The following is an 18579-nucleotide window of genomic DNA, read 5'->3' as shown; positions in this document are numbered from 1 at the left end:
CCGCGTTGATCACACGGACCGACCCGGATTATGTCGCGAAGATCCGTCTTTGTCCTCGGCAGTTCCGCACAGAACCGGTGGCCCCACCGCTCCCTCAGCGCTTGTCGCGCTGCCGCTCCCCCAGCTCCCGCGCGATCCGGCCGCCGCCGGCCGCGCGCTGCACCGCCGCCGCCAGCCCCGGGACCGCGCCGCCGACCAGCGCGCCCAGCCGCAGCCCGAGCGGCGCGACGTCCACCTCGCCGAGGTCCCGCTCCACGGCCCGGACGGTCGCCACCGCCACGTCCCGCGGCGACCGGGTCCCCACGCCCCTCGGCAACGCGACCCCGGCCTCGGCGAACATGCCCGCGTCCCGGATGAACCCGGGGAACACCGTAGACACGCCGACCCCGTGGGGCCGCAGCTCCTCGCGCATCGCCAGCGCGAACCCGCGCAGGCCGAACTTGGTCGCGTTGTAGACCGAGGCATGACCGGAAGCGGCCTTGCCCGCCAGCGACGAGACGAACACCAGATGCCCCCGCCGCCGCTCGACCATCCGGTCCGCCAGCAGCCGGGCCAGCATGATCGGCGCGCGCAGGTTCACGTCCAGCGCCCGGTCGATCTCCTCCGGCGAGAACCCGCCGAGCGGCCCCGACGAGGGCAGCGCCGCGTTGGCGACGAGCACGTCCACGTCCCCGACCTCGCCGACCAGCTCCCGGACCCCGTCCCGGTCGGCCAGGTCGGCGGCCACCGCCGTCCCGCCGACGCGTTCGGCCAGCGGCTCCAGCACCTCGACGCGCCGGCCCGTCAGGACGACGTCCGCGCCCCGCCCGGCCAGCGCCACCGCCAGCGCCTGCCCGATCCCCCCGGTCGCTCCGGTCAGCAACACCCTCGCGCCACGCAGATCCATCTCCGGATCATCCCACTACATCCCGGAACGCCACAGCAGAAGGATCACACCGGCCAGCCCCAGGGCGATCAGCCCGAGCATGACCTCGCCGAACGCGACCAGCACGAAGCACCCGGCCGCGACCCCCACGGCCACCGGCAGCACGCCCCAGCCGTCCTGATCGGCCTCCGGCTCGCGGAACTCCCGTTCCCAGAGGCGGAAGTCGTCCTCCGCGCTCACCCCTCGGATTATGCGGCGACCCTGCCCCGCCGACGAGATGACGGAACCGCCACACCCCCCTGCCCGGATTCGGACGTTGGGTCCCACAACGGCGAGGGGGTGCGGAGCGCCGTGGCCGGGTTGCTAGGCTGCGACCGAACCTGGGGGAACTCTCATACGCGAGTCGATCGTTCCCCTCGGGCATATGGCTTCATAGTCGAGGTGAAGGGGTCCCCACCGTGAAGAAGCTTCTGATTCTGGCTGTCGTCGCCCTCGGCGGTTTCGCGGTCTGGCGCAGGCTCCAGCAGGACCGCGCCGAGCTGGACCTGTGGACCGAGGCGACGTCCTCCGACAACTGACGACCGGTTGGCTCAGGCAGGACCCGGCGAGACCGGCGCGGCCCGACCGCCCGATCCCGCCGGGCCACCGCCGGAGCCCACCGGACGCGCCCGTCCACCGTGCCCCACCGCCCACGGAGCACGGGTAAGCTGTCCACGCCTACGTTGACCAGGGGCCATAGCTCAGTTGGCAGAGCACCGGCTTTGCAAGCCGGGTGTCCGGGGTTCGAATCCCCGTGGCTCCACCAGCCGGAACGCCCCCATCCTGATCATGGATGAGGGCGTTCGTGCAATTAACGTGCGATTAGGCCACGTGATTTCCGGGCCGCTCCCAGAGGGCAGAGCATCCAGCGCCACCAAGCAAGGTGCAACGGCAGCCCTGATCGTCTCGTCTGAGGTGAGACAAGATCCTCAAGGATCGGGGGAGGGCGGTGTCCGCGTGCGCCGGCAGAGGGCCGATCTCGTACTACGGCCCAACAGACGGAGAACACTGAGGGCCCTGGGCCTCGCGGTGGGGACCGCCATGTCCGCCACGGCGGGTGTGGTCACGCTCCTGGCCCTGGGACGCCGGCCATCGACGATCGAGGTCGGGACCGTCGCCCTGGTCGCCCTGGTGCTCGCCTGGGTGGCCGTGCAGCTCGGTCGCTCCAGGATCGTCCTGACCCCGCATGAGATCAACGTGGACGGGCCGGTTCTCCGGCGACGCCGACCCCGCGCGCGGATCGCGGAAGTATGGCGCGTGACCGAAGGCACGCCGCACCCGGCTCCCGCCGGCACCCTGTTCCTGCTCGACGAGCACCGCAACCTGCTCGTCAAGGTGTATGCCCAGCACTACGCGAGCCAGGACATCGACCGGCTGATAAACGCGCTGGGGGCGCCTTGCCGGTCGGCGCCCTGGCCCCACCGCCGGGGTACCGGCATCGGTCCTGACCGCGCCGGGCCGGGGAGTCCCTCCCCGCTTGCATCGAGGAGCAGCCATGGTCGACGCGACCCTGCCTGACGCCCACCGCTCCGACGTGGAGGTCCTGTGGGCGTACCACGACATGCGTCACACGGTCCGCCCCTGTGACATCGGCATCGGGCTGGGCAGCCACGACCTGGGCGTGGCCACCTTCACCGCGGAGCTGTACCGGCGCGGGATGTTCCCCCGCGTCGTGTTCACCGGAGCCAACGCCCCGACCACGATCGGCCGTTTCCCCCGGGGGGAGGCCGTTCACTACCGGGAGCACGCCATCGAAGCGGGGGTGCCCGCCGAGGCCGTCATGGTGGAGCCACGGGCGACCAACACCGGCGAGAACATCGAGCTGACCCGCGAACTGCTGGCCGGCGACGGCATCGAGGTGGCGTCGGCCGTCCTGGTCTCCCGCCCCTACCAGCAGCGCCGCGTGTACGCCACCGTCCGGAAGCTCTGGCCGGAGCTCGAGGTCGTCTGCGCGTCACGCCCGCTGCCGCTCGACGAGTACGTCGCGGGCATCGGGGACGCCAGGCGCGTCATCGACATGCTCGTCGGCGACACCCAGCGGATCATGCTCTACCCGGAGCGCGGCTTCGCGATCCCGCAGGAGATGCCCGACGAGGTCAGGGCCGCCTACCAGAGACTCGTCGAAGCGGGCTTCACCAGCAGGCTCCTCTAGGGCCTCCAGCGCGGAACCCGCCTCCCGGCATGCGTTCGTATGATCGGCGGTCAGGCGGAGGCCCGTGCCTCCCGCTCCCGAAGGAGCAGGCGGGCGAGCGCCTCCGGGTCGGTGAGCATCACGTCGTGCGGGCCGTCGAGGGGGAGGGCGCGGTATCCGACGGCCTCGCCGAACCGGTCGAACGGGTAGGTCGGCGGCCGGCAGCAGATGGCCGTTCCGGGGATCCGGTCCACGGCTCCGCTGAGGCGGGTGGGCTCGGTGAACGTGCGCAGCGGCTGGGGGAGCAGGCGCGCGGACAGCCAGGCCGCGTCGCCGGTGTCGACGATGCCGAACCTCTCCGGCGGCGGGGCCGGGACCCGCCAGCCGTCCCCGCGCGCCTCGGCCGCCGCGCGGACCGCCTCGGCGAAGGCGCCGGGGGCCAGGTCGAACAGGCTGGCGCCGTCCGGCCCGGCCCAGCCGTCCACCAGGACGACGTGGCCGACGGCGCCCGGCCGCGCGTCGGCGGCCTCCCGTACGACCAGGCCCGCGTAACTGTGCCCGACCAGCACGACGTCCTCGCCGTCCGGGACGGTGTCGAGGGCGGCGACGACGGTCCGGGCGTGGTCGTGGAGCCCCACGTCCTGGACGGCGCTGAGGTCGGGGGTGAGCGTGCGCGCTCCGGCGGCGCGCAGCGGCGGAACGACCCGGTCCCAGGCCCAGGGCCCGTGCCAGGCCCCGTGGACGAGAACGAACGTGGTCATCGGCGGTCCTCCCGGTTGTCGTGGGATTCCCGACCCTAGCGCCTTACTTCCTGATTTTGAAGTGATAGATTCGACATTAGGTAGTCGTTCGGGATGTTCTCAGAGGAGGCCGGTGAGGACGGCCGCCAGGGGGCGCGGGTCCTTGGGGCCCAGGTGGGGTGCTTCCAGCGACCGGACGTCGAACCGGTTGCCGGGGGTGGCCCGGTCCGCCTCCTCGATCATCCGGTCCTGGAGGGCGAGGGGGATCGCCCGGTCGCGGGTGTAGCGGACGTAGGCGCGGGGGATCCGGCCCCAGGTCGCCGGGGCGCCGCGGGCGTCGTCGGTGGGCACCGCGGCCGACTCGTCCGGCTCGAAGGTGTTCAGGGCCGCGCGGAAGGACGCGTCGTCGTAGTCCGCCGCCAGGGCGGCCTTGGCCGCGGCGAGGAAGGCGGGGTCGGCGGAACGCCAGTTGGTGCGGCTGACGCCGAGCCGTTCCGGCGCCCTCATGGCGGGGATCATGGGGAGCAGCGTCGTGGCGGCCTGCGGGGTCTGGAAGCAGTCGACGACGCTGCGGAGCCGGACGCAGCAGAACGCCGACAGGTACACCAGGCGCCCGATCAGCTCGGGGACCTCGTTCCCCACCCGGGTGATCGTGGCTCCCCCCATGCTGTGGCCGACCAGGACGACCGGGCCGTGGCGGGCGACGCGGCGCACGGTGTCCACGACATGGCGGACGTTGTGGGCGAGGGTCGTCCGGGCCAGCGTCGGCGAGGGGGCGGCGGCGAGGGCGGCCAGGTCCTGCGGGGCCTGGTAGGACACCGGGAAGTTGCCGTCCGGGCCGTGGCCGGGCAGGTCCACCGCCAGCGCGCGGTGTCCCGCCCGCGCCAGCGCGGCGACCAGCGGGGCGAACGAGGCGGCGTTGCCGTTGGCGCCGTGCACGAGCACGAACGTGGGGCCGTGCGGGCGGGGCGCGGCCCGGACGCCCGCCGCGCTGGTGACCGCGCTCACCCCGCCCAGGATCGCGGCGGTCCGCAGCAGGTGGCGGCGGCTCGACGGCTCAGGCATGCGTCCTCCTCCGCGTGCCGCGCCGGGTCAGGGCCCAGCCGAGCAGGGCCGCGCCGGCGGTGCCGACCACCAGGTCCGTCCAGGGCGGAAGTCCCGCCGCGCGGAGCAGGCCGACCACGCCGAAACTGGTGTCCGCCAGCGCCTCCGTGGCGGCCGAGCCGAATCCCTGGACGAACAGGAGGGCGCCGAGGATCCAGCGGGCGCTCTGCCGGCCGGTGCCGTTCTTCTGCTGTCTGGCCATGCGGCCTCCCTTTCGCGGACGTTCCGATGCGCTTGCATCGGAACATAGCACCGTTCCGATGCAACTGCATCACTTAGACTCGTGGGGTGCCGAGACAGGTGGACCACGACAGCCGGCGTCGCCAGATCGCCCAGGCGGTCTTCGAGCTCATCAGCGAGCGGGGCATGGAGGGCGCCACCCTGCGCGACGCCGCGGCGCGGGCCGGCGTCTCCATGGGGGCCGTCCAGCGGTGCTTCTCCACCAAGGAGGAGATGGTGGCCTTCGTGATGGAGCACATGAACCGGCGGATCACCGAGCGCGTCCAGGCCCGGATCTCCGGCTCCGCCGAGCCCGGGTCGCCCCTGACGATGCTGGAGCAGACGCTGGTCGGGATCGTGCCGCTCGACGGGCCGAGCGTGGCCGAGACCAAGGTCTGGCTGGCGTTCACCGCCCAGGCGGCCGTCGATCCGAGGCTGGCCGCCGTCCAGCGCGAGCAGTACGCGGGCCTGGCCGAGCTCTTCGCCCTGCTCATCCGCACCGCCCAGGACTCCGGCCACGCCCGGCCCGACCTGGACCCCGGACGGGAGGCGGACGCGCTGATCACCTTCACCGACGGGCTGAACGTCCAGATCCTGGTCGGGCGGCACACCGCGGACTCCGCCCGCGCCGAACTGGCCCGCCGGATCGACGCCCTGCGGGCGGGCTGACCGCGGCGGGGACGGGAACCCGCCCGGGGCGGGGACACTGGTGGTCGTGGGTGGGAACGATGCGCGGCGGGGGCGGCCCGCGCGGCTGTCGCGGGAGCTGATCGTCGAGGCGGCGCTGGAGATCGTCGGCAGGGAGGGCGGGGACGCGCTGTCCATGCGGCGGATCGCCGACGCGCTGGGCAGCGCCCCCATGAGCCTCTACCGGCACGTGCGCGACAAGGACGAGCTGCTGGTGCTGTTGCTGGACCGGGTCGTGGGCGGGCTGGCGCGGCCCGTCCTGCCCGGCGAGCCCCGGGAGCGGCTGATCGCGTTGCTGACCTGGCAGCACGACCGGCTGGCCGAACGGCCCTGGGTGGTCGACGTGCTGGCCAGGGGCGATGTGATGGCCCCCTCGGTCCTGTGGCTGCTGGAGGAGATCTACGCGGCCTGGCGGGCCTGCGGGCTGCCGCTGGAACGGGCCGTCGCCGCCAACCGGATCGCGTGGGCGTTCACCCTCGGCGACCTGGCCCAACGCGGGCGGCGGCACCCCCGCGACCGCGAGCCCTACCAGGTGAGCGTTCCGGCCGGGGCGGACCCCGCCGCCTACCCCCACCTCGCCGCGCTCGGCGTGTACTGGCGGGCCCCGGACCGCCGGGAACACTTCGCCGACGACCTCGCCGCGCTGGTGGACGCCCTGACGGCCGGGGCTTGACCTTTTTGCGTACGCGTACGCACCATGGGGCATGGACAGTGCGACGCTCTACCGGCGCTGGTTGTTCGAGCTGTGGCCCGGTGACTACCCGGTCGCGAAGGAGATCTTCACGCCCGGGTTCGTCGGGCGCTGGCCGTCCCTGGAGGTGCGCGGCCCCCAGGGGGTGGTCGAGCAGATCCGCCGCTCGCACGGGTTCTTCGCCGACATCGAGAACACCCTGGACGTCGGCCCGATCGTCGACGGCGACCTGGTCGCCGCGCGGTGGACCTTCCACGGGACGTACCGGGACGGCATCCCCGGCGCCACGGCCGCGCCCGGCACCCGTGTCGCGTTCAGCGGGCAGGACATCTTCCGCGTGGAAGGCGACAGGTTCGCCGAGTACTGGGTCGTCTCGGACGCCCTGGGCATGATGCGGGCCCTGGGGGCCCTCCGGGCGTGACCTCGCCCCCGTCCGCCCGCCACCGGCCCTTGGGCCGCAGTTCACGTGGCGGACGTGTTCGGGGGCTACGCCTGAGAGGGTGATGTCTGCTCTCTTGCGTGCGGGCTGTGCCGGGATGCTGGTCGCGGGCTGCGCCGCCCAGGCCGGGTCGGTCTCGGTGGTGGGGAAGGAGACCCTGACGATCGGGGTCAAGGACGACCAGCCGGGGCTCGGCGTCGCGCGGGACGGGGAGTTCCGCGGGTTCGAGGTCGACGTGGGGCGGTACGTGGCGCACCGGCTCGGGGCCGAGAAGGTCGTGTTCCGGGCCGTCACCTCCGACAACCGCGAGCGCCTGCTCGGCGTCGGCGCCGTCGACCTGGTGCTGGCCTCCTACTCCATCACCGCCGAACGCGCCACCCGCGTCTCCTTCGCCGGGCCGTACTACATCGCCCACCAGGACATCATGGTCCGCTCCGGCGACCAGCGGATCCGCGACGTGCGGGACCTGGCGGGGCGGCGCATGTGCCAGGCGGCGGGGTCGGTCTCCAGCGAACGCGTCACCGCCGGTCTCGGCGTGCGCGCCACGCTCGTCCCCGCGGCCACCTACAGCGCCTGCTTCGACGGGCTGCTCGCCGGCCGGATCGACGCGATCTCCACCGGCGACCTGGTGCTGGCCGGGTTCGCTTCCGAGGCGCGCGGACGGGTGCGGATCGTCAACGCCCCGTTCACCGACGAGCCCTACGGCGTCGGCATGCGCAAGGGCGACATCGACGGCTGCGAGGCCGTCAACCGGGCGATCACCGACATGTACCAGGACGGCACCGCCGGCCGCCTGCTGCACCGCTGGTTCGGCGCGACCGGGCTGCACCTCACCACGACGGTGCCCCAGTTCGAGGGCTGCCTGTGAACCCGTTCAGGGCAGCGGGCCGGGCGGCGGGGACCCGATCCGGGACCGCGCCGCCAGCACGCGCAGCCAGACCAGCGCCACCACCGAGATCGCTCCCAGGCCGATCCAGTTCAGGACCGTGATGAGGTGGTTCTGGGCGGCGGTCGCCTGGGGCAGGTACCCGTGCTCCAGCAGCTGGAACTGCCAGATCGTGCCCGTCAGGAGCAGCGTCGTCGCGATCGCGATGCCGTGCATCGAGTCCCACAGCGCGTGCAGGACCGCCACCCCCAGGTACGTCAGCAGCACCGCGCCGTCCAGCGGCCGCAGCCGCCCTCGGTGCCGGGCCGCCGCCGCGAACAGCACGCCGCCCGCGATGGCCGTCCACAGCCCGTGCCCGAGGGGCGTCAGCATCCCCCGCAGGATCTCGGTCTCGACCATGGCCCGGACGCTGATCCCCTGCACGGTGAACAGCGCGTTGAACGCGTACCCCGCGCTCTCGAACGCCGCGAACCCGAACCCCACCGTCGCGCCCAGCACCAAACCGTCACGCGGCGTGTGAACCCGCATCCTTCGCGCGATGAACCACAGCGCCGCGAGCTTGACCGCCTCCTCGATCAGGCCCACGCCCAGGTACATCCACAGCGACGGATGGAGCAGGTACGTCTCCAGCAGCGAGGCGCCCAGCACGCCGAGCACGCCGCCCACCACGAACGCGCCGAACAGCAGCGGCACCGTCACCTCGCCCGAGGTGCCGTGCTCGTAGGCCCAGACCACGAACGCGACCGGCACCACGAAGCTGCCGAGCAGCACGATCGTCGGCAGCAGGTTGGCGTTCGCCGTGACGATCGTGACGATCACGGTGGCGGCCCACAGGGTCAGCCCCACCCACAGGACCTTCAGCCAGGTGCGCGCCATCGCCCCTCCCCGTCCGGTGGACGGAACCTACCCGGCGATCTTGGCGGTGAACCATGGTCAACCGGCGCCTGACCTCGGACGTCTCACCAAACGCCGACCGACCCTCTGGAGCCCGTGTGACGATGCCGCAGCCCTACCCGGCCCCGTACCCGCCACCGGGGCGCCCGCGGAACGGGGTCGCCACGGCCGTCGGCTGCGTCTCGGTGGGGCTGGCGACGGCCCTGCTCCTGGTGAGCTGCTCGGTGCTGCTGAGCGCGGGTTCGAGGGGGGACGGCCGCGAGCCCCCGGCCGGGCCGGTCACGCGCGGGCCGACGGCGTCCCGGACCGCGACGGCCGTCCCCCGGCCGGACGCGGCGGCGCGGAGGATGTGCCGGTACGCCGCGCGGTCGGTCGCCCACCGCGCCGCCGGGAACGCCGCCGAGGCCGCCCGGATGCGGACGGGCGCGCAGGCGGCGGCCCGCGCCTCCGGGCTCCCCGCCGTGAAGGCGCTGGGCGCGGGCGGCCTCACCCCGATGTGGACCTGGTGCCGGGCGAACGTCCCCGACGTCGAACCGCCCCGCCTTCCGAAGAGGCCGCGGCCGACCGGGACGGCGACGACCAGGCCGCCCGAGGCCGACGTCCGTCCCGGCGCGTTCTGCTCCCCCGCCGGAGCGACCGGCGCCCACCGGGGGCGCGGCTACGTCTGCAAGGGGCCCGGCCGGCCGCGCTGGCGGCGCTGACCCGGCCCGGTCACGCGGTTTCGGCGCGGAACGTCCTGCGGTACGCCGACGGCGACGTCCTCATCAGCCTCGTGAAGTGGTGCCGGAACGTCACCGGGCTCTCGAACCCGACGGCCGCGCCGACCTCCTCCACCGGGACGGCCGTGCCCTCCAGCAGCGGCAGGCTCGCCATGACCCGCTGGGTGATGACCCAGCGCAGCGGGCTGGTCCCGGTCTGCCGGTTGAAGTGCCGGATGAACGTGCGCGGCGCCAGGCACGCCACCCGCGCCAGGTCCGCCACCGTGATCGGCTCGGCCAGGTGCTCCAGCGCCCACCCGATCGCCCGCGCCACCGCGTCGTCCACCTCCGGCGCGGTCACGGCGGCCTCCACGAACTGCGCCTGCCCGCCCTCCCGGTGCGGCGGGATCACCAGCCGCCGCGCGACGGCGTTCGCGATCCGCGCCCCGTGGTCCCTGCGCACCAGGTGCAGGCACAGGTCCAGCCCGGCGGCGCTGCCCGCGCCGGTCAGCACGTCGTCGCCGTCCACGTAGAGCACGTCCGGCGTCACGCGGATCCTCGGATGGCGTTGCTGGAGCAGCCCCGCGTACCGCCAGTGCGTGGTCGCCTCGCGCCCGTCCAGCAGCCCGGCCGCCGCCAGCGCGAACGCCCCCGAGCAGATCGACACGACCCGCGCGCCCCGCGCGTGCGCCGCCCGCAGCGCCGCCACGACCTCCGGGTGCACCTCCCCGCGCACGTCCGGAACGGCCACCACCATCACCGTGTCCGCCGCCGCGAAGACGTCGAGCCCGTGCTCGGTCGCCATCGTGAACCCGCCGACCGCCCGCATCGGCCCCCGCTCCCGCGAGCAGACCCGCAGGTCGTACCAGGGGACGTCGAGCTCGGGCCGGGGGAGCCCGAACACCTCGACCACCGATCCCAGCTCGAACGGCGCCATGCCGTCGAACGCCAGCACCGACACCGTGTGCCGCCGCGCGGGGGAGTTCAGGAACATGGCGAGATCTTAGCGGTGAACGGCGTTCGTGCCACTGTCGGGGCGGCTCCCCCGCCCGCCAGGATCGAGACGTCCCCAAGCGAACGAGGAGTACCGATGCCGCTGGTCACCCAGGTTCCCGCCGCCCCCGCCGCCGAGGCCGCCGCGCACTTCGCCGCCCGCCTGGCGTTCGAGACCGACGCCTCCGACGTCGCCGCCGACCTGGCCGCGAACGCCCCGGACGTCGTCGTGGTGGACTCCCGCAACCGGGCGAGCTGGGACCAGGGTCACGTCGAGGGCGCGATCCACCTGCCCACCGCCGAGATCGCCGAGCGCGCCGCGGCGCTGGTCCCCCGCGGCGCCACCGTGGTCGTCTACTGCTGGGGTCCAGGCTGCAACGGCGCGCAGAAGGCCGCCCTGGAGTTCGCCCGCCTCGGGTACCCGGTCAAGGAGATGATCGGCGGCTTCGAGTACTGGGCGCGCGAGGGCTGTCCGGTCGCGACGTCGGCGGGCGTCACCCGCCGCTCCCCCGACCCGCTCACGGCTCTGATCAACGGTCTGACCTGCGCCTGCTGACCGTTCCGGAGGGGAGCGGGAGCCGCCCGCCCCGGTGCCGGTCCGGACCCTTCCGGACCCGGTGCCGGGGCCCGTCCGGCGGGGCGGAAGCGGACCGGCGCGGAGGTGAGATCCGTTTCACCCTGTGGGACGGGGCATAACCAGGGGCCCCGACGACGTTAGACTGAACAAATCACTCTTACGACGCCGAACGCGTCAGGCTCGTCCTTGCAGGCCGCACATCGCCGATCCCGCGATGCCTCCTTGAGACGTGCCCCCCTCTCGGAAGGTATTGCGTGACCAACGTTCCTGCTGCCCATGACCTGACCCCGTCCACCGACGAGGCGGTCCCCACCTTCGCCGAACTCGGCCTCCCCGCGGAGCTCGTGGCCGTCCTGGCCCGCCAGGGCATCGAGAGCCCGTTCCCGATCCAGGCCGCCGCCATCCCCGACGTGATGGCGGGCCGCGACGTCCTCGGCCGCGGCAAGACCGGCTCCGGCAAGACCCTGGCCTTCGGCCTGCCGCTGCTGGCGCGCCTCGCCGGCCGCCGCGCCGAGCCGCGCCGCCCGCTCGGCCTGATCCTGGTCCCGACCCGCGAGCTGGCCCAGCAGGTCCAGACGAACCTGGAGCCGCTCGGCCGCAGCGTCGGCCTGCACTTCAAGACGGTCATCGGCCAGACCTCGATGTTCAAGCAGATCGACGCGCTGCGCCGCGGCGTCGAGATCCTCGTCGCCACGCCCGGCCGCCTCAAGGACCTGATGCGCCAGGGCGCCGCCGACCTGTCCGACCTGGAGATGGTCATCCTCGACGAGGCCGACCACATGGCCGACATGGGCTTCCTGCCCGACGTCACCGACATCCTCGACGAGGCCCGCCCCGGCGGCCAGCGGCTGCTGTTCTCGGCGACCCTGGACCGCGACGTGGACGTGCTCGTCAAGCGGTACCTGAACGACCCGGTCACGCACGCCATCGGCCCGGTCGACGAGTCGGTCGACACCATGGACCACCACCTCCTGCTGGTGGCGCCCAAGGAGAAGGCCGCGATCACCGCCGAGATCGCCAACCGTGAGGGCCGGACGATCCTGTTCGCCCGCACCAAGCACGGCGTGGACCGTCTCGCCAAGCAGCTCACCGACGCGGGCGTCCGCGCCGCCGGGCTGCACGGCGGCAAGAGCCAGGGCCTGCGCACCCGCACCCTCGCCGAGTTCCACGAGGGCTCGTTCAACGTGCTGGTCGCCACCGACGTCGCCGCGCGCGGCATCCACGTGGACAACATCAGCCTGGTCATGCACGTCGACCCGCCCGCCGACCACAAGGACTACATGCACCGCGCGGGCCGTACCGCCCGCGCCGGCGAGAAGGGCACCGTGGTGACCCTGGTGCTGCCGCACCAGGTCCGCTCGACCTCGGCGATGACCCGCCGTGCGGGCATCGAGGCCCCGCGCACCCGCGTGTCCCTGGGCGACGAGGCCCTGATCCGGCTGACCGGCGCGCGCCAGCCGTCCGGTGAGCCGATCATCGAGCCGATCATCCCCGAGCGCCCGCGCCGCGAGCCCGGCCGGGGCCGCGGTCGCGGCCGTGGCGGCTTCAACGGCCGCGGCCCGCGCCGTGAGGGCGGCGGCGGCTACCGGGGCCGTCGCGACGGCGACTTCAACGGTGGCGAGCGTCGTGAGGGCGGCTACCGCGGGGACCGCGAGGGCGGCTCCCAGGGGCGCCGTGAGGGCGGTTTCCGGGACAACCGCGAGGGCGGCCACCGCGATCACCGTGAGGGCGGTCACGGCGACCGTCGCGGGTTCAGCAACGACCGTGGCGGGTTCAGCAACGACCGTGGCGGCTTCAACGGCGACCGCGGCCCGCGCCGTGAGAACCGCCGCGGCGGCTACAGCGGCGGCGGCCCCCGCCGTGAGAACGACCGTCGTCCCGCCCGCCAGAACTAGCGCGTGACACGTGCGAGCCCCGCCCGACCCGGGCGGGGCTCGTTCACGTTGGGAAGACGGTCCGGTGGCGGCGTCCGCTCTAGAACATGCCGTGGGGGGTCCGCGCGGCGTCCGGCACCGGCTGGAGCACGTCCCAGTGCTCGGCGATCCGACCGTCGACCATCCGCCAGATGTCGACCACGGCGACACCGCGCGGGTCGTCGTCGGTGGTCATGTGGTAGTGCACCACCACGTGGTCGTCGTCGGCGACGACCCGTTTGAGGTCGAGCCGGGCGCGGGCCACGGGAGCCCGCGCGACGAACGCCATGAACGCCTCCCGCCCGGAGGGGTTGTCGGGGCTGTGCTCGACGAAGTCCTCCCGCAGGAGCGTGCGGAGCACCTCGACGTCCCCCGCCGCGAACCGCCGGAAGCCGTCGACGACGAGCCTCTTGTTGCGTGTGGCCTTGCTGTCCTCGCTCATGCCGCCCACCGTCCCCGCCGCCGCCCGGTCCTGTCGATTACATGCCTTGTCATCGCGGCGGCCGGCGCGGCACGGCGATAATCACCGCATGATGGAGGATCGGCCGGTCGGGGACCTGCTGCGCGAGTGGCGGCACCGCAGGGGGCTCAGCCAGCTGGACCTGGCCATCCAGGCGGACGTGTCCGCCCGGCACGTCAGCTTCGTGGAGACGGGGCGGACCATCCCCAGCAGCGCGATGGTGCTGCGGCTGGCCGAGCATCTGGGCGTCCCGCTGCGGGAGCGCAACCGGCTGCTGGTGGCGGCCGGGCACGCGCCCGTCGTCCGGGAACGGCCGCTGGAGGACCCGGACCTGGCCTCGGCGCGCGACGCCCTGGAGCAGATCCTGCGGGGGCACGAACCGTATCCGGCGCTGGCCGTGGACCGCCGCTGGAACCTGCTGTCCGCCAACGCGGCCATCGACGTCTTCCTGGAGGACGTCGAGCCGTCGTTGCTGGAGCCGCCGGTCAACATGATGCGGCTGGGCCTGCACCCGGACGGGTTCGCGCCGCGCCTGCGCAACCTCGACCAGGTCCGCGCCCACCTGCTGCCCCGGCTCGCCCGCCAGGTGGCCGGGAGCGGCGACCCGGAACTGAGCGCGCTGTACGAGGAACTGCTGTCCTACGGCCCCGAGGACGATCCGCCGCCGCCCGACCCGGCCGACATCGCGCTGCCCCTCCGCATCCGCCATCGCGGGGCGGAGCTGTGCTTCATCAACACCGTCACGACGTTCGGCGCCGCCTTCGACGTCACGCTGGAGGAGATCGCCGTCGAGGCGTACTTCCCCGCCGACGACGCCACCGCCCGCTTCTTCCGGGAGGGGGCCTGAGGGGGGCGCGGGGCTCAGCCCGCCTCCTCCCGCAGGGTCTCCTCCTCGCGGGCGCGGTCCCTCACCCGGCGCCGGTCCTCCTCGCGCAGCCGGTCCTGGAGGATCTGGAGCCCCTCCATGCCGTCCATCGACAGGGCCGCCAGCTCCTCCAGGGAGATGACCGACTGGTTGCGCAGCGGCGGGTCCCATCCGGCGTCCCCGTCGTAGCTGCGCAGGACCTTCGCGGGGACGCCGCCGATCACCGAGTGGTCGGGGAACTCGCCCCGGACCACCGCGCCGCCCGCGACCGCCACGTTCCGGCCCAGCCGCGTGCCGGGAAGGATGATCGCTCCGGTGCCGATCCAGCAGCCGTCGCCGATGACCACCGGGTTGTTCTCCGGCCACTGGCGGCCGATGGGCGTGTCCGGGTCGCCGTAGGTGTGGTTCTGGTCGGTGATGTAGACGTTGGGGCCGGTGAAGACGTCGTCGCCGATCTCGATGGACTGGTGGCCGACGATGTGCGTGCCGCGGCCCAGCGAGCAGCCCCGGCCGATCCGCACGATGACGTCCGGGCCGAGGTCCAGGCCGGGCACGAAGCCCGCGGAGATCGTGACGTGCGTGCCCACCAGGGTGTGGTCGCCGATCGAGATCCACGGCTCGCCGTACAGGGAGCCGACCGGGAAGCCGATGCACGCGCCCTCGCCCAGATAGGCGAACCGGCGGCGGCCGGGGGTGTGCGGGGTGATCTCGCCATGACGCTGGACCCACTCCCAGCCCCGGTGGACGGCCAGGTGCATGCCCCGGTGGAACCGGTCCTTGATCAGGTGCCGGAGGGAACGGACGTTCGGCGACATGGCGCCCACCGTACCGGTTGGTAGCCCGCGGTCCGTCCGGTCCCCCTTACCGGCCGGGGCACCGCCGCCGGACGGGGCCCCGGCACGGGCCGAGGGCCCGGTCATCGGGACCGGGCCCTCGGTTCACCACGCCTGCGGTCACGTCGAGCGCACCTTGTCGTCGGACCCGGTGGTGTCCGCCGCCTCGCGGGCCTTCCGCTCGACCTCGGACTCCATCTCGGTCCAGCTCAACGCGTTGTTGCGCCGGGTCGCCATCACGCCCGCCACGCCGATCGCCGCCACGGCGACCGCCATGCCCACGATCGCCTTGCGGCTCCGCTGGGGCTGCTCGGGCTCGACCCGGTGCGCCATGTCGGCCAGGAACGAGCTCACACGCGGCGCGAGGTCGGCCTCCACGTAGTGCGCGGCGGTCTCCAACCGAGGCGCGCTCCAGCCACGCGCGAGCAGCAGACGTTCGGCCGCCATGTCGCGGGTGCGTTCGGCGGCGGGGGTGATGCGCTCCGACGCGGCACCGACCCCGCCCCGGCACGCGGTCATCGCCTGCAGGTACGCCTCCTGGGCGCGCTCCAGACGGGACCGGGCCATCGCGGCCTGACGGTTGCGACGGATGTTCATCGTTAGGGACACGCTAACCTCCCTGTTTGCGAGGTCCTGTCCGTCAGCCTTCCCAACGAGCGGGGGACAAACCCTGTGCTGGTGATCACATGGTGACGCTGGGTAGGCGGGGTGGGGGTGCGGCGGGCCATCATGGTCCGTACGCAGCATGTACATGACTTCCGACGAGGAGGCGGCCAGCCGTGGCCAACGAAATCTTTGCGACGCTGAACACCAACAAGGGCAAGATCGTCGCTCAGCTCTACGCCGACAAGGCCCCGATCACCGTGGCCAACTTCGTGGAGCTGGCCGAGGGCACCCGTGAGTGGAAGCACCCCGAGACCGGCGAGGTGTCGAAGAAGCCGCTCTACAACGGCACCATCTTCCACCGCATCATCCCGGACTTCATGATCCAGGGCGGGGACCCGCTCGGGCAGGGCTACGGCGGCCCGGGCTACCAGTTCCAGGACGAGTTCCACCCCGAGCTGAAGTTCGACCGGCCGTACCTGCTGGCGATGGCCAACGCCGGGCCCGGCACCAACGGCTCGCAGTTCTTCATCACCACCAACGTGGCCAACACCCGCCACCTGACCGGCCGGCACACCATCTTCGGCAAGGTCATCGAGGGCACCGACGTGGTGGACGCCATCGCCGGCGTCCAGACCGGCGCGAACGACCGTCCGCGCCAGGACGTCGTCATCGAGTCGGTGACGATCGAGCGGCGTTAGTCGTTACCCAGGGTGAGACCCCGCAGCCCCCGCGCCCACGGAGCCGACTGATGAGCACGGACAACGCGCCCGAGACCGCCCCGCCGACGTGTTACCGGCACCCGGGGCGCGAGACCCATGTCCGCTGTACCCGCTGCGACCGGTACATCTGCCCCGACTGCATGCGGGACGCGTCGGTCGGGTTCCAGTGCGTGGAGTGCGTCGCCGAGGGCAACCGCGGCGTTCGCCAACCGCGAACGGTCGGCGGCGCGCGGACGGTCGCGGCGGCGCGCCCCACGGTCACCTACGTGCTGATCGCCGCGTGCGTGCTGGTCTACCTCGCCGAGCTGGCCTCGCCGCGGGTGGTGCTCGACTACATGATGGTCGGCGCCGGATACCTGCCCGGCGGGGAGCTGGCCGGGGTGGCCGGAGGCGAGTGGTACCGGCTGTTCACCTCGATGTTCCTGCACCAGCGGCCGGCCGGCGGATCGTTCGGGCTGACCCACATCCTGTTCAACATGTGGGCGCTGTGGGCGATCGGCCCGGCCCTGGAACAGGCGCTGGGCCGGTGGCGGTTCCTGGCGCTGTACCTGCTGGCGGGGCTCGGCGGGTCGGTGCTGCTGTACGTGCTGGCCCCGACCTCCGCGGCGGTCGGGGCGTCCGGGGCGATCTTCGGGTTGTTCGCGGCGTTCTTCGTGTTCAGCCGGAAGACGGGCGCGCCGATGGGACCGATCGTGTTCCTGCTGGGCCTCAACCTGGTGATCACGTTCGCGGTGCCGGGGATCTCCTGGGAGGGCCATGTCGGCGGCCTGCTCACCGGCGGGGTGCTGGCGGCGGCGTACGCCTACGTCCCGCGCGGGCCGCGCCAGCAGGCCCTGCACGTCGCCGCCACGGCGGTGGTGCTGATGGCGCTGGTCGCCGCGGTCCTGGTGAAGACGGCCCAGCTCCAGCCGCTGCTCGGCTGACCGGGAACGCGCGGCGCCGCCGTGTTCCGGAAAAGTCCGGAACACGGCGGCGCCGTCTTCTTCACCCGAAACGCAAACCTGTGGAAAACCTGGGGAAAGGCGAGGCGGTGAATCCCCAGAGTGTGGATAACTTTCGTGGATTCGCCGCCCCGGAGGCGGGGTAAGAAAACCGTTTCCCCTACCGCCAGCGGGTCGACAGGATCACCCCGAGGATGATCGCGGTGAACCCGATGCCCAGGTTCCAGTTCTGCAGGTCGGACATGACCGGCACCTTCGTGCCGGTGCTGGCGGTCACGTAGAACGTCGCGATCCAGGCCAGTCCGATCAGCCAGAGGGCGATCATCGTGGGAGCCAGCCATCGCGGGCTGACCTCGGGGGCCTTGGACTTCTGCGGCGGCGTGTAGACGGCCTTCTTGCGCACTTTGGACTTGGCCACGGTGGGATCGATCTCCTCGGGCGGCTGGCGGCCGGAGCGCCGGTCCGCGCATGGTCGTTTTGTCGGTTAGCGTAGTCGCTGGTGAGCAGCGTACGGCGTCGCGCGTGGGGAAGCATCATTCCAGCCCTCACGCTTGTCTCGGGAACCCTGTTCGCGGCGAGCGCGAGCACGGCCCGCGGTACCGACCTGCGCGAGGACGGGCGCACCCGCCTCACCGAGCTGATCGCCGCCGAGCAGCGGCGCGCCGCCCGCGACCGCGACGAGTACCAGCGGCTCCGCGACGAGGTCGACCGTATCTCCCGGCAGGCCGGAGAGCGCGACTTCCGCGTCCGGCAGGCCCAGGCCGGCGCCGACCGGCTGGCCGCCCGCGCCGGGTTCGCACCGCTGCGCGGCCCCGGTGTCCGCGTCGCCCTGGACGACGCCCCGCAGCGTCCGGGCGGCTCCGCGCGCGGCGGGCCGGTCCCCGACGACCTGGTCGTCCACCAGGCCGACGTGCAGGCGGTCGTGAACGCCCTGTGGGCGGGCGGCGCCACCGGAATGCAAATAATGGACCAACGCGTGATCTCCACCAGCGCCGTCCGGTGCGTGGGCAATACGCTGATCCTGCAGGGGGTCGTCTACTCGCCGCCGTTCCGGATCACCGCCGTGGGGGACCCGCGGCGGCTGCGGGCCGCGCTGGACGCCTCTCCGCAGATCGCGCTCTACAAGAAGTACGTACGTGAATACGGGCTCGGTTACGCGGAGCGCACCCTGGACGGGGTGACGCTGCCCGCCTACACCGGAAACGTGACCGTGAACCACGCGACGGTGCCGGACGACACCCCCGGGGACGGCGGGAACTGAACGCGGCGCCGCGACACG

General features: G+C 73.0%; 25 protein-coding genes and 1 tRNA gene. 15 read left to right on the top strand and 11 right to left on the bottom strand.

Translation table 11 applies throughout. From position 1 onward, the window contains the following. Positions 1-94: 94 nt before the first annotated feature. Together HNR61_RS10245 and HNR61_RS10240 are read right to left on the bottom strand one after the other, a co-directional pair. Positions 95-886 (bottom strand): SDR family NAD(P)-dependent oxidoreductase, encoded by a 792-nt coding sequence (locus tag HNR61_RS10245; RefSeq protein ID WP_182842869.1) that lies wholly within the window; start codon positions 884-886, stop codon positions 95-97. Positions 887-901: 15 nt separating this feature from the next. Next, the gene (locus HNR61_RS10240; protein ID WP_182842868.1) at positions 902-1105 is read right to left on the bottom strand and encodes a hypothetical protein; all 204 of its coding nucleotides are present in this window, start codon (positions 1103-1105) and stop codon (positions 902-904) included. Positions 1106-1323: 218 nt separating this feature from the next. Between HNR61_RS10240 and HNR61_RS47515 the strand changes: the two genes are divergently transcribed. From HNR61_RS47515 to HNR61_RS10225, 4 genes are all read left to right on the top strand, one after another. Beyond that, positions 1324-1443, top strand: a complete 120-nt coding sequence (locus HNR61_RS47515; RefSeq protein WP_211342807.1) for a DLW-39 family protein — start codon at positions 1324-1326, stop codon at positions 1441-1443. A gap of 151 nt (positions 1444-1594) precedes the next feature. After that, positions 1595-1670 (top strand) — tRNA-Ala (locus tag HNR61_RS10235). Positions 1671-1945: 275 nt separating this feature from the next. Further along, positions 1946-2422 (top strand): hypothetical protein, encoded by a 477-nt coding sequence (locus HNR61_RS10230; RefSeq protein WP_182842867.1) that lies wholly within the window; start codon positions 1946-1948, stop codon positions 2420-2422. Then, positions 2400-3056, top strand: a complete 657-nt coding sequence (locus HNR61_RS10225; RefSeq protein ID WP_182842866.1) for a YdcF family protein — start codon at positions 2400-2402, stop codon at positions 3054-3056. Before HNR61_RS10230 ends, HNR61_RS10225 begins: the two co-directional genes overlap by 23 nt. A 50-nt stretch (positions 3057-3106) precedes the next feature. Here the strand turns inward: HNR61_RS10225 and HNR61_RS10220 are convergent, their stop codons facing one another. The 3 genes from HNR61_RS10220 to HNR61_RS10210 form a co-directional block, all read right to left on the bottom strand. Beyond that, positions 3107-3796, bottom strand: coding sequence for an alpha/beta hydrolase (locus HNR61_RS10220; protein ID WP_182842865.1), 690 nt, complete (start codon positions 3794-3796; stop codon positions 3107-3109). 99 nt (positions 3797-3895) lie between these two features. After that, on the bottom strand, positions 3896-4840 hold the full coding sequence (locus HNR61_RS10215) for an alpha/beta fold hydrolase (protein ID WP_182842864.1): 945 nt from the start codon (positions 4838-4840) through the stop codon (positions 3896-3898). Further along, complete coding sequence (locus HNR61_RS10210; RefSeq protein WP_182842863.1) at positions 4833-5081, bottom strand: hypothetical protein; 249 nt, start codon at positions 5079-5081, stop codon at positions 4833-4835. Before HNR61_RS10210 ends, HNR61_RS10215 begins: the two co-directional genes overlap by 8 nt. Positions 5082-5167: 86 nt before the next feature. Between HNR61_RS10210 and HNR61_RS49870 the strand changes: the two genes are divergently transcribed. The 4 genes from HNR61_RS49870 to HNR61_RS10190 all read left to right on the top strand — a co-directional run bounded on the left by HNR61_RS49870 (position 5168) and on the right by HNR61_RS10190 (position 7783). Next, on the top strand, positions 5168-5767 hold the full coding sequence (locus HNR61_RS49870; RefSeq protein WP_182842862.1) for a TetR/AcrR family transcriptional regulator: 600 nt from the start codon (positions 5168-5170) through the stop codon (positions 5765-5767). 46 nt (positions 5768-5813) lie between these two features. Then, a complete protein-coding gene (locus HNR61_RS10200; protein WP_312897832.1) occupies positions 5814-6458 on the top strand; it encodes a TetR/AcrR family transcriptional regulator in 645 nt (214 codons plus the stop codon). A 31-nt stretch (positions 6459-6489) separates the two neighbouring features. After that, the gene (locus tag HNR61_RS10195) at positions 6490-6897 is read left to right on the top strand and encodes an ester cyclase (protein ID WP_182842861.1); all 408 of its coding nucleotides are present in this window, start codon (positions 6490-6492) and stop codon (positions 6895-6897) included. Positions 6898-6979: 82 nt separating this feature from the next. Beyond that, positions 6980-7783 carry a glutamate ABC transporter substrate-binding protein gene (locus HNR61_RS10190; protein WP_182842860.1) on the top strand — a complete coding sequence of 268 codons (804 nt, stop codon included), beginning with the start codon at positions 6980-6982 and terminating at the stop codon, positions 7781-7783. Positions 7784-7789: 6 nt separating this feature from the next. Here HNR61_RS10190 and HNR61_RS10185 read toward each other — a convergent pair whose 3' ends face one another. Continuing rightward, the gene (locus tag HNR61_RS10185; RefSeq protein ID WP_182842859.1) at positions 7790-8677 is read right to left on the bottom strand and encodes a PrsW family intramembrane metalloprotease; all 888 of its coding nucleotides are present in this window, start codon (positions 8675-8677) and stop codon (positions 7790-7792) included. Between the two features lie 116 nt (positions 8678-8793). On the opposite strand from HNR61_RS10185, the gene HNR61_RS10180 reads away from it, so the two are divergent. Next, a complete protein-coding gene (locus tag HNR61_RS10180) occupies positions 8794-9396 on the top strand; it encodes a hypothetical protein (RefSeq protein WP_182842858.1) in 603 nt (200 codons plus the stop codon). Between the two features lie 10 nt (positions 9397-9406). On the opposite strand, the gene HNR61_RS10175 is transcribed toward HNR61_RS10180, so the two are convergent. Beyond that, positions 9407-10387, bottom strand: coding sequence for a helix-turn-helix domain-containing protein (locus tag HNR61_RS10175; RefSeq protein ID WP_182842857.1), 981 nt, complete (start codon positions 10385-10387; stop codon positions 9407-9409). Between the two features lie 96 nt (positions 10388-10483). Here HNR61_RS10175 and HNR61_RS10170 point away from each other — a divergent pair, with 96 nt between their 5' ends. Continuing rightward, positions 10484-10942 carry a rhodanese-like domain-containing protein gene (locus HNR61_RS10170; protein ID WP_182842856.1) on the top strand — a complete coding sequence of 153 codons (459 nt, stop codon included), beginning with the start codon at positions 10484-10486 and terminating at the stop codon, positions 10940-10942. Positions 10943-11217: 275 nt separating this feature from the next. Continuing rightward, entirely contained in the window at positions 11218-12858 is a 1641-nt protein-coding gene (locus HNR61_RS10165) for a DEAD/DEAH box helicase (protein ID WP_182842855.1), read from the top strand. A 79-nt stretch (positions 12859-12937) separates the two neighbouring features. Here HNR61_RS10165 and HNR61_RS10160 read toward each other — a convergent pair whose 3' ends face one another. Continuing rightward, a complete protein-coding gene (locus HNR61_RS10160; protein ID WP_182842854.1) occupies positions 12938-13318 on the bottom strand; it encodes a nuclear transport factor 2 family protein in 381 nt (126 codons plus the stop codon). Positions 13319-13406: 88 nt separating this feature from the next. Here HNR61_RS10160 and HNR61_RS10155 point away from each other — a divergent pair, with 88 nt between their 5' ends. Next, positions 13407-14183 carry a helix-turn-helix domain-containing protein gene (locus HNR61_RS10155; protein WP_182842853.1) on the top strand — a complete coding sequence of 259 codons (777 nt, stop codon included), beginning with the start codon at positions 13407-13409 and terminating at the stop codon, positions 14181-14183. 14 nt (positions 14184-14197) lie between these two features. On the opposite strand, the gene HNR61_RS10150 is transcribed toward HNR61_RS10155, so the two are convergent. Both HNR61_RS10150 and HNR61_RS10145 read right to left on the bottom strand, forming a co-directional pair. Then, positions 14198-15016: an acyltransferase gene (locus tag HNR61_RS10150; protein ID WP_246442400.1), complete on the bottom strand. Its 819-nt coding sequence runs from the start codon at positions 15014-15016 to the stop codon at positions 14198-14200. A gap of 138 nt (positions 15017-15154) precedes the next feature. Next, positions 15155-15631, bottom strand: a complete 477-nt coding sequence (locus tag HNR61_RS10145) for a hypothetical protein (protein WP_182842852.1) — start codon at positions 15629-15631, stop codon at positions 15155-15157. A 182-nt stretch (positions 15632-15813) separates the two neighbouring features. On the opposite strand from HNR61_RS10145, the gene HNR61_RS10140 reads away from it, so the two are divergent. Next, complete coding sequence (locus HNR61_RS10140) at positions 15814-16338, top strand: peptidylprolyl isomerase (protein WP_182842851.1); 525 nt, start codon at positions 15814-15816, stop codon at positions 16336-16338. 50 nt (positions 16339-16388) lie between these two features. Beyond that, complete coding sequence (locus tag HNR61_RS10135; protein ID WP_182842850.1) at positions 16389-17282, top strand: rhomboid family intramembrane serine protease; 894 nt, start codon at positions 16389-16391, stop codon at positions 17280-17282. A gap of 178 nt (positions 17283-17460) precedes the next feature. On the opposite strand, the gene HNR61_RS10130 is transcribed toward HNR61_RS10135, so the two are convergent. Further along, positions 17461-17718, bottom strand: coding sequence for a cell division protein CrgA (locus HNR61_RS10130; RefSeq protein WP_067816630.1), 258 nt, complete (start codon positions 17716-17718; stop codon positions 17461-17463). An 81-nt stretch (positions 17719-17799) separates the two neighbouring features. Here HNR61_RS10130 and HNR61_RS49865 point away from each other — a divergent pair, with 81 nt between their 5' ends. Further along, entirely contained in the window at positions 17800-18561 is a 762-nt protein-coding gene (locus HNR61_RS49865) for a DUF881 domain-containing protein (protein ID WP_182842849.1), read from the top strand. Positions 18562-18579 lie beyond the last annotated feature (18 nt).

This window comes from Actinomadura kijaniata (assembly GCF_014138665.1).
GTDB lineage: Bacteria > Actinomycetota > Actinomycetes > Streptosporangiales > Streptosporangiaceae > Spirillospora > Spirillospora kijaniata.
This window is presented reverse-complemented; position numbering and strand designations above follow the sequence as displayed.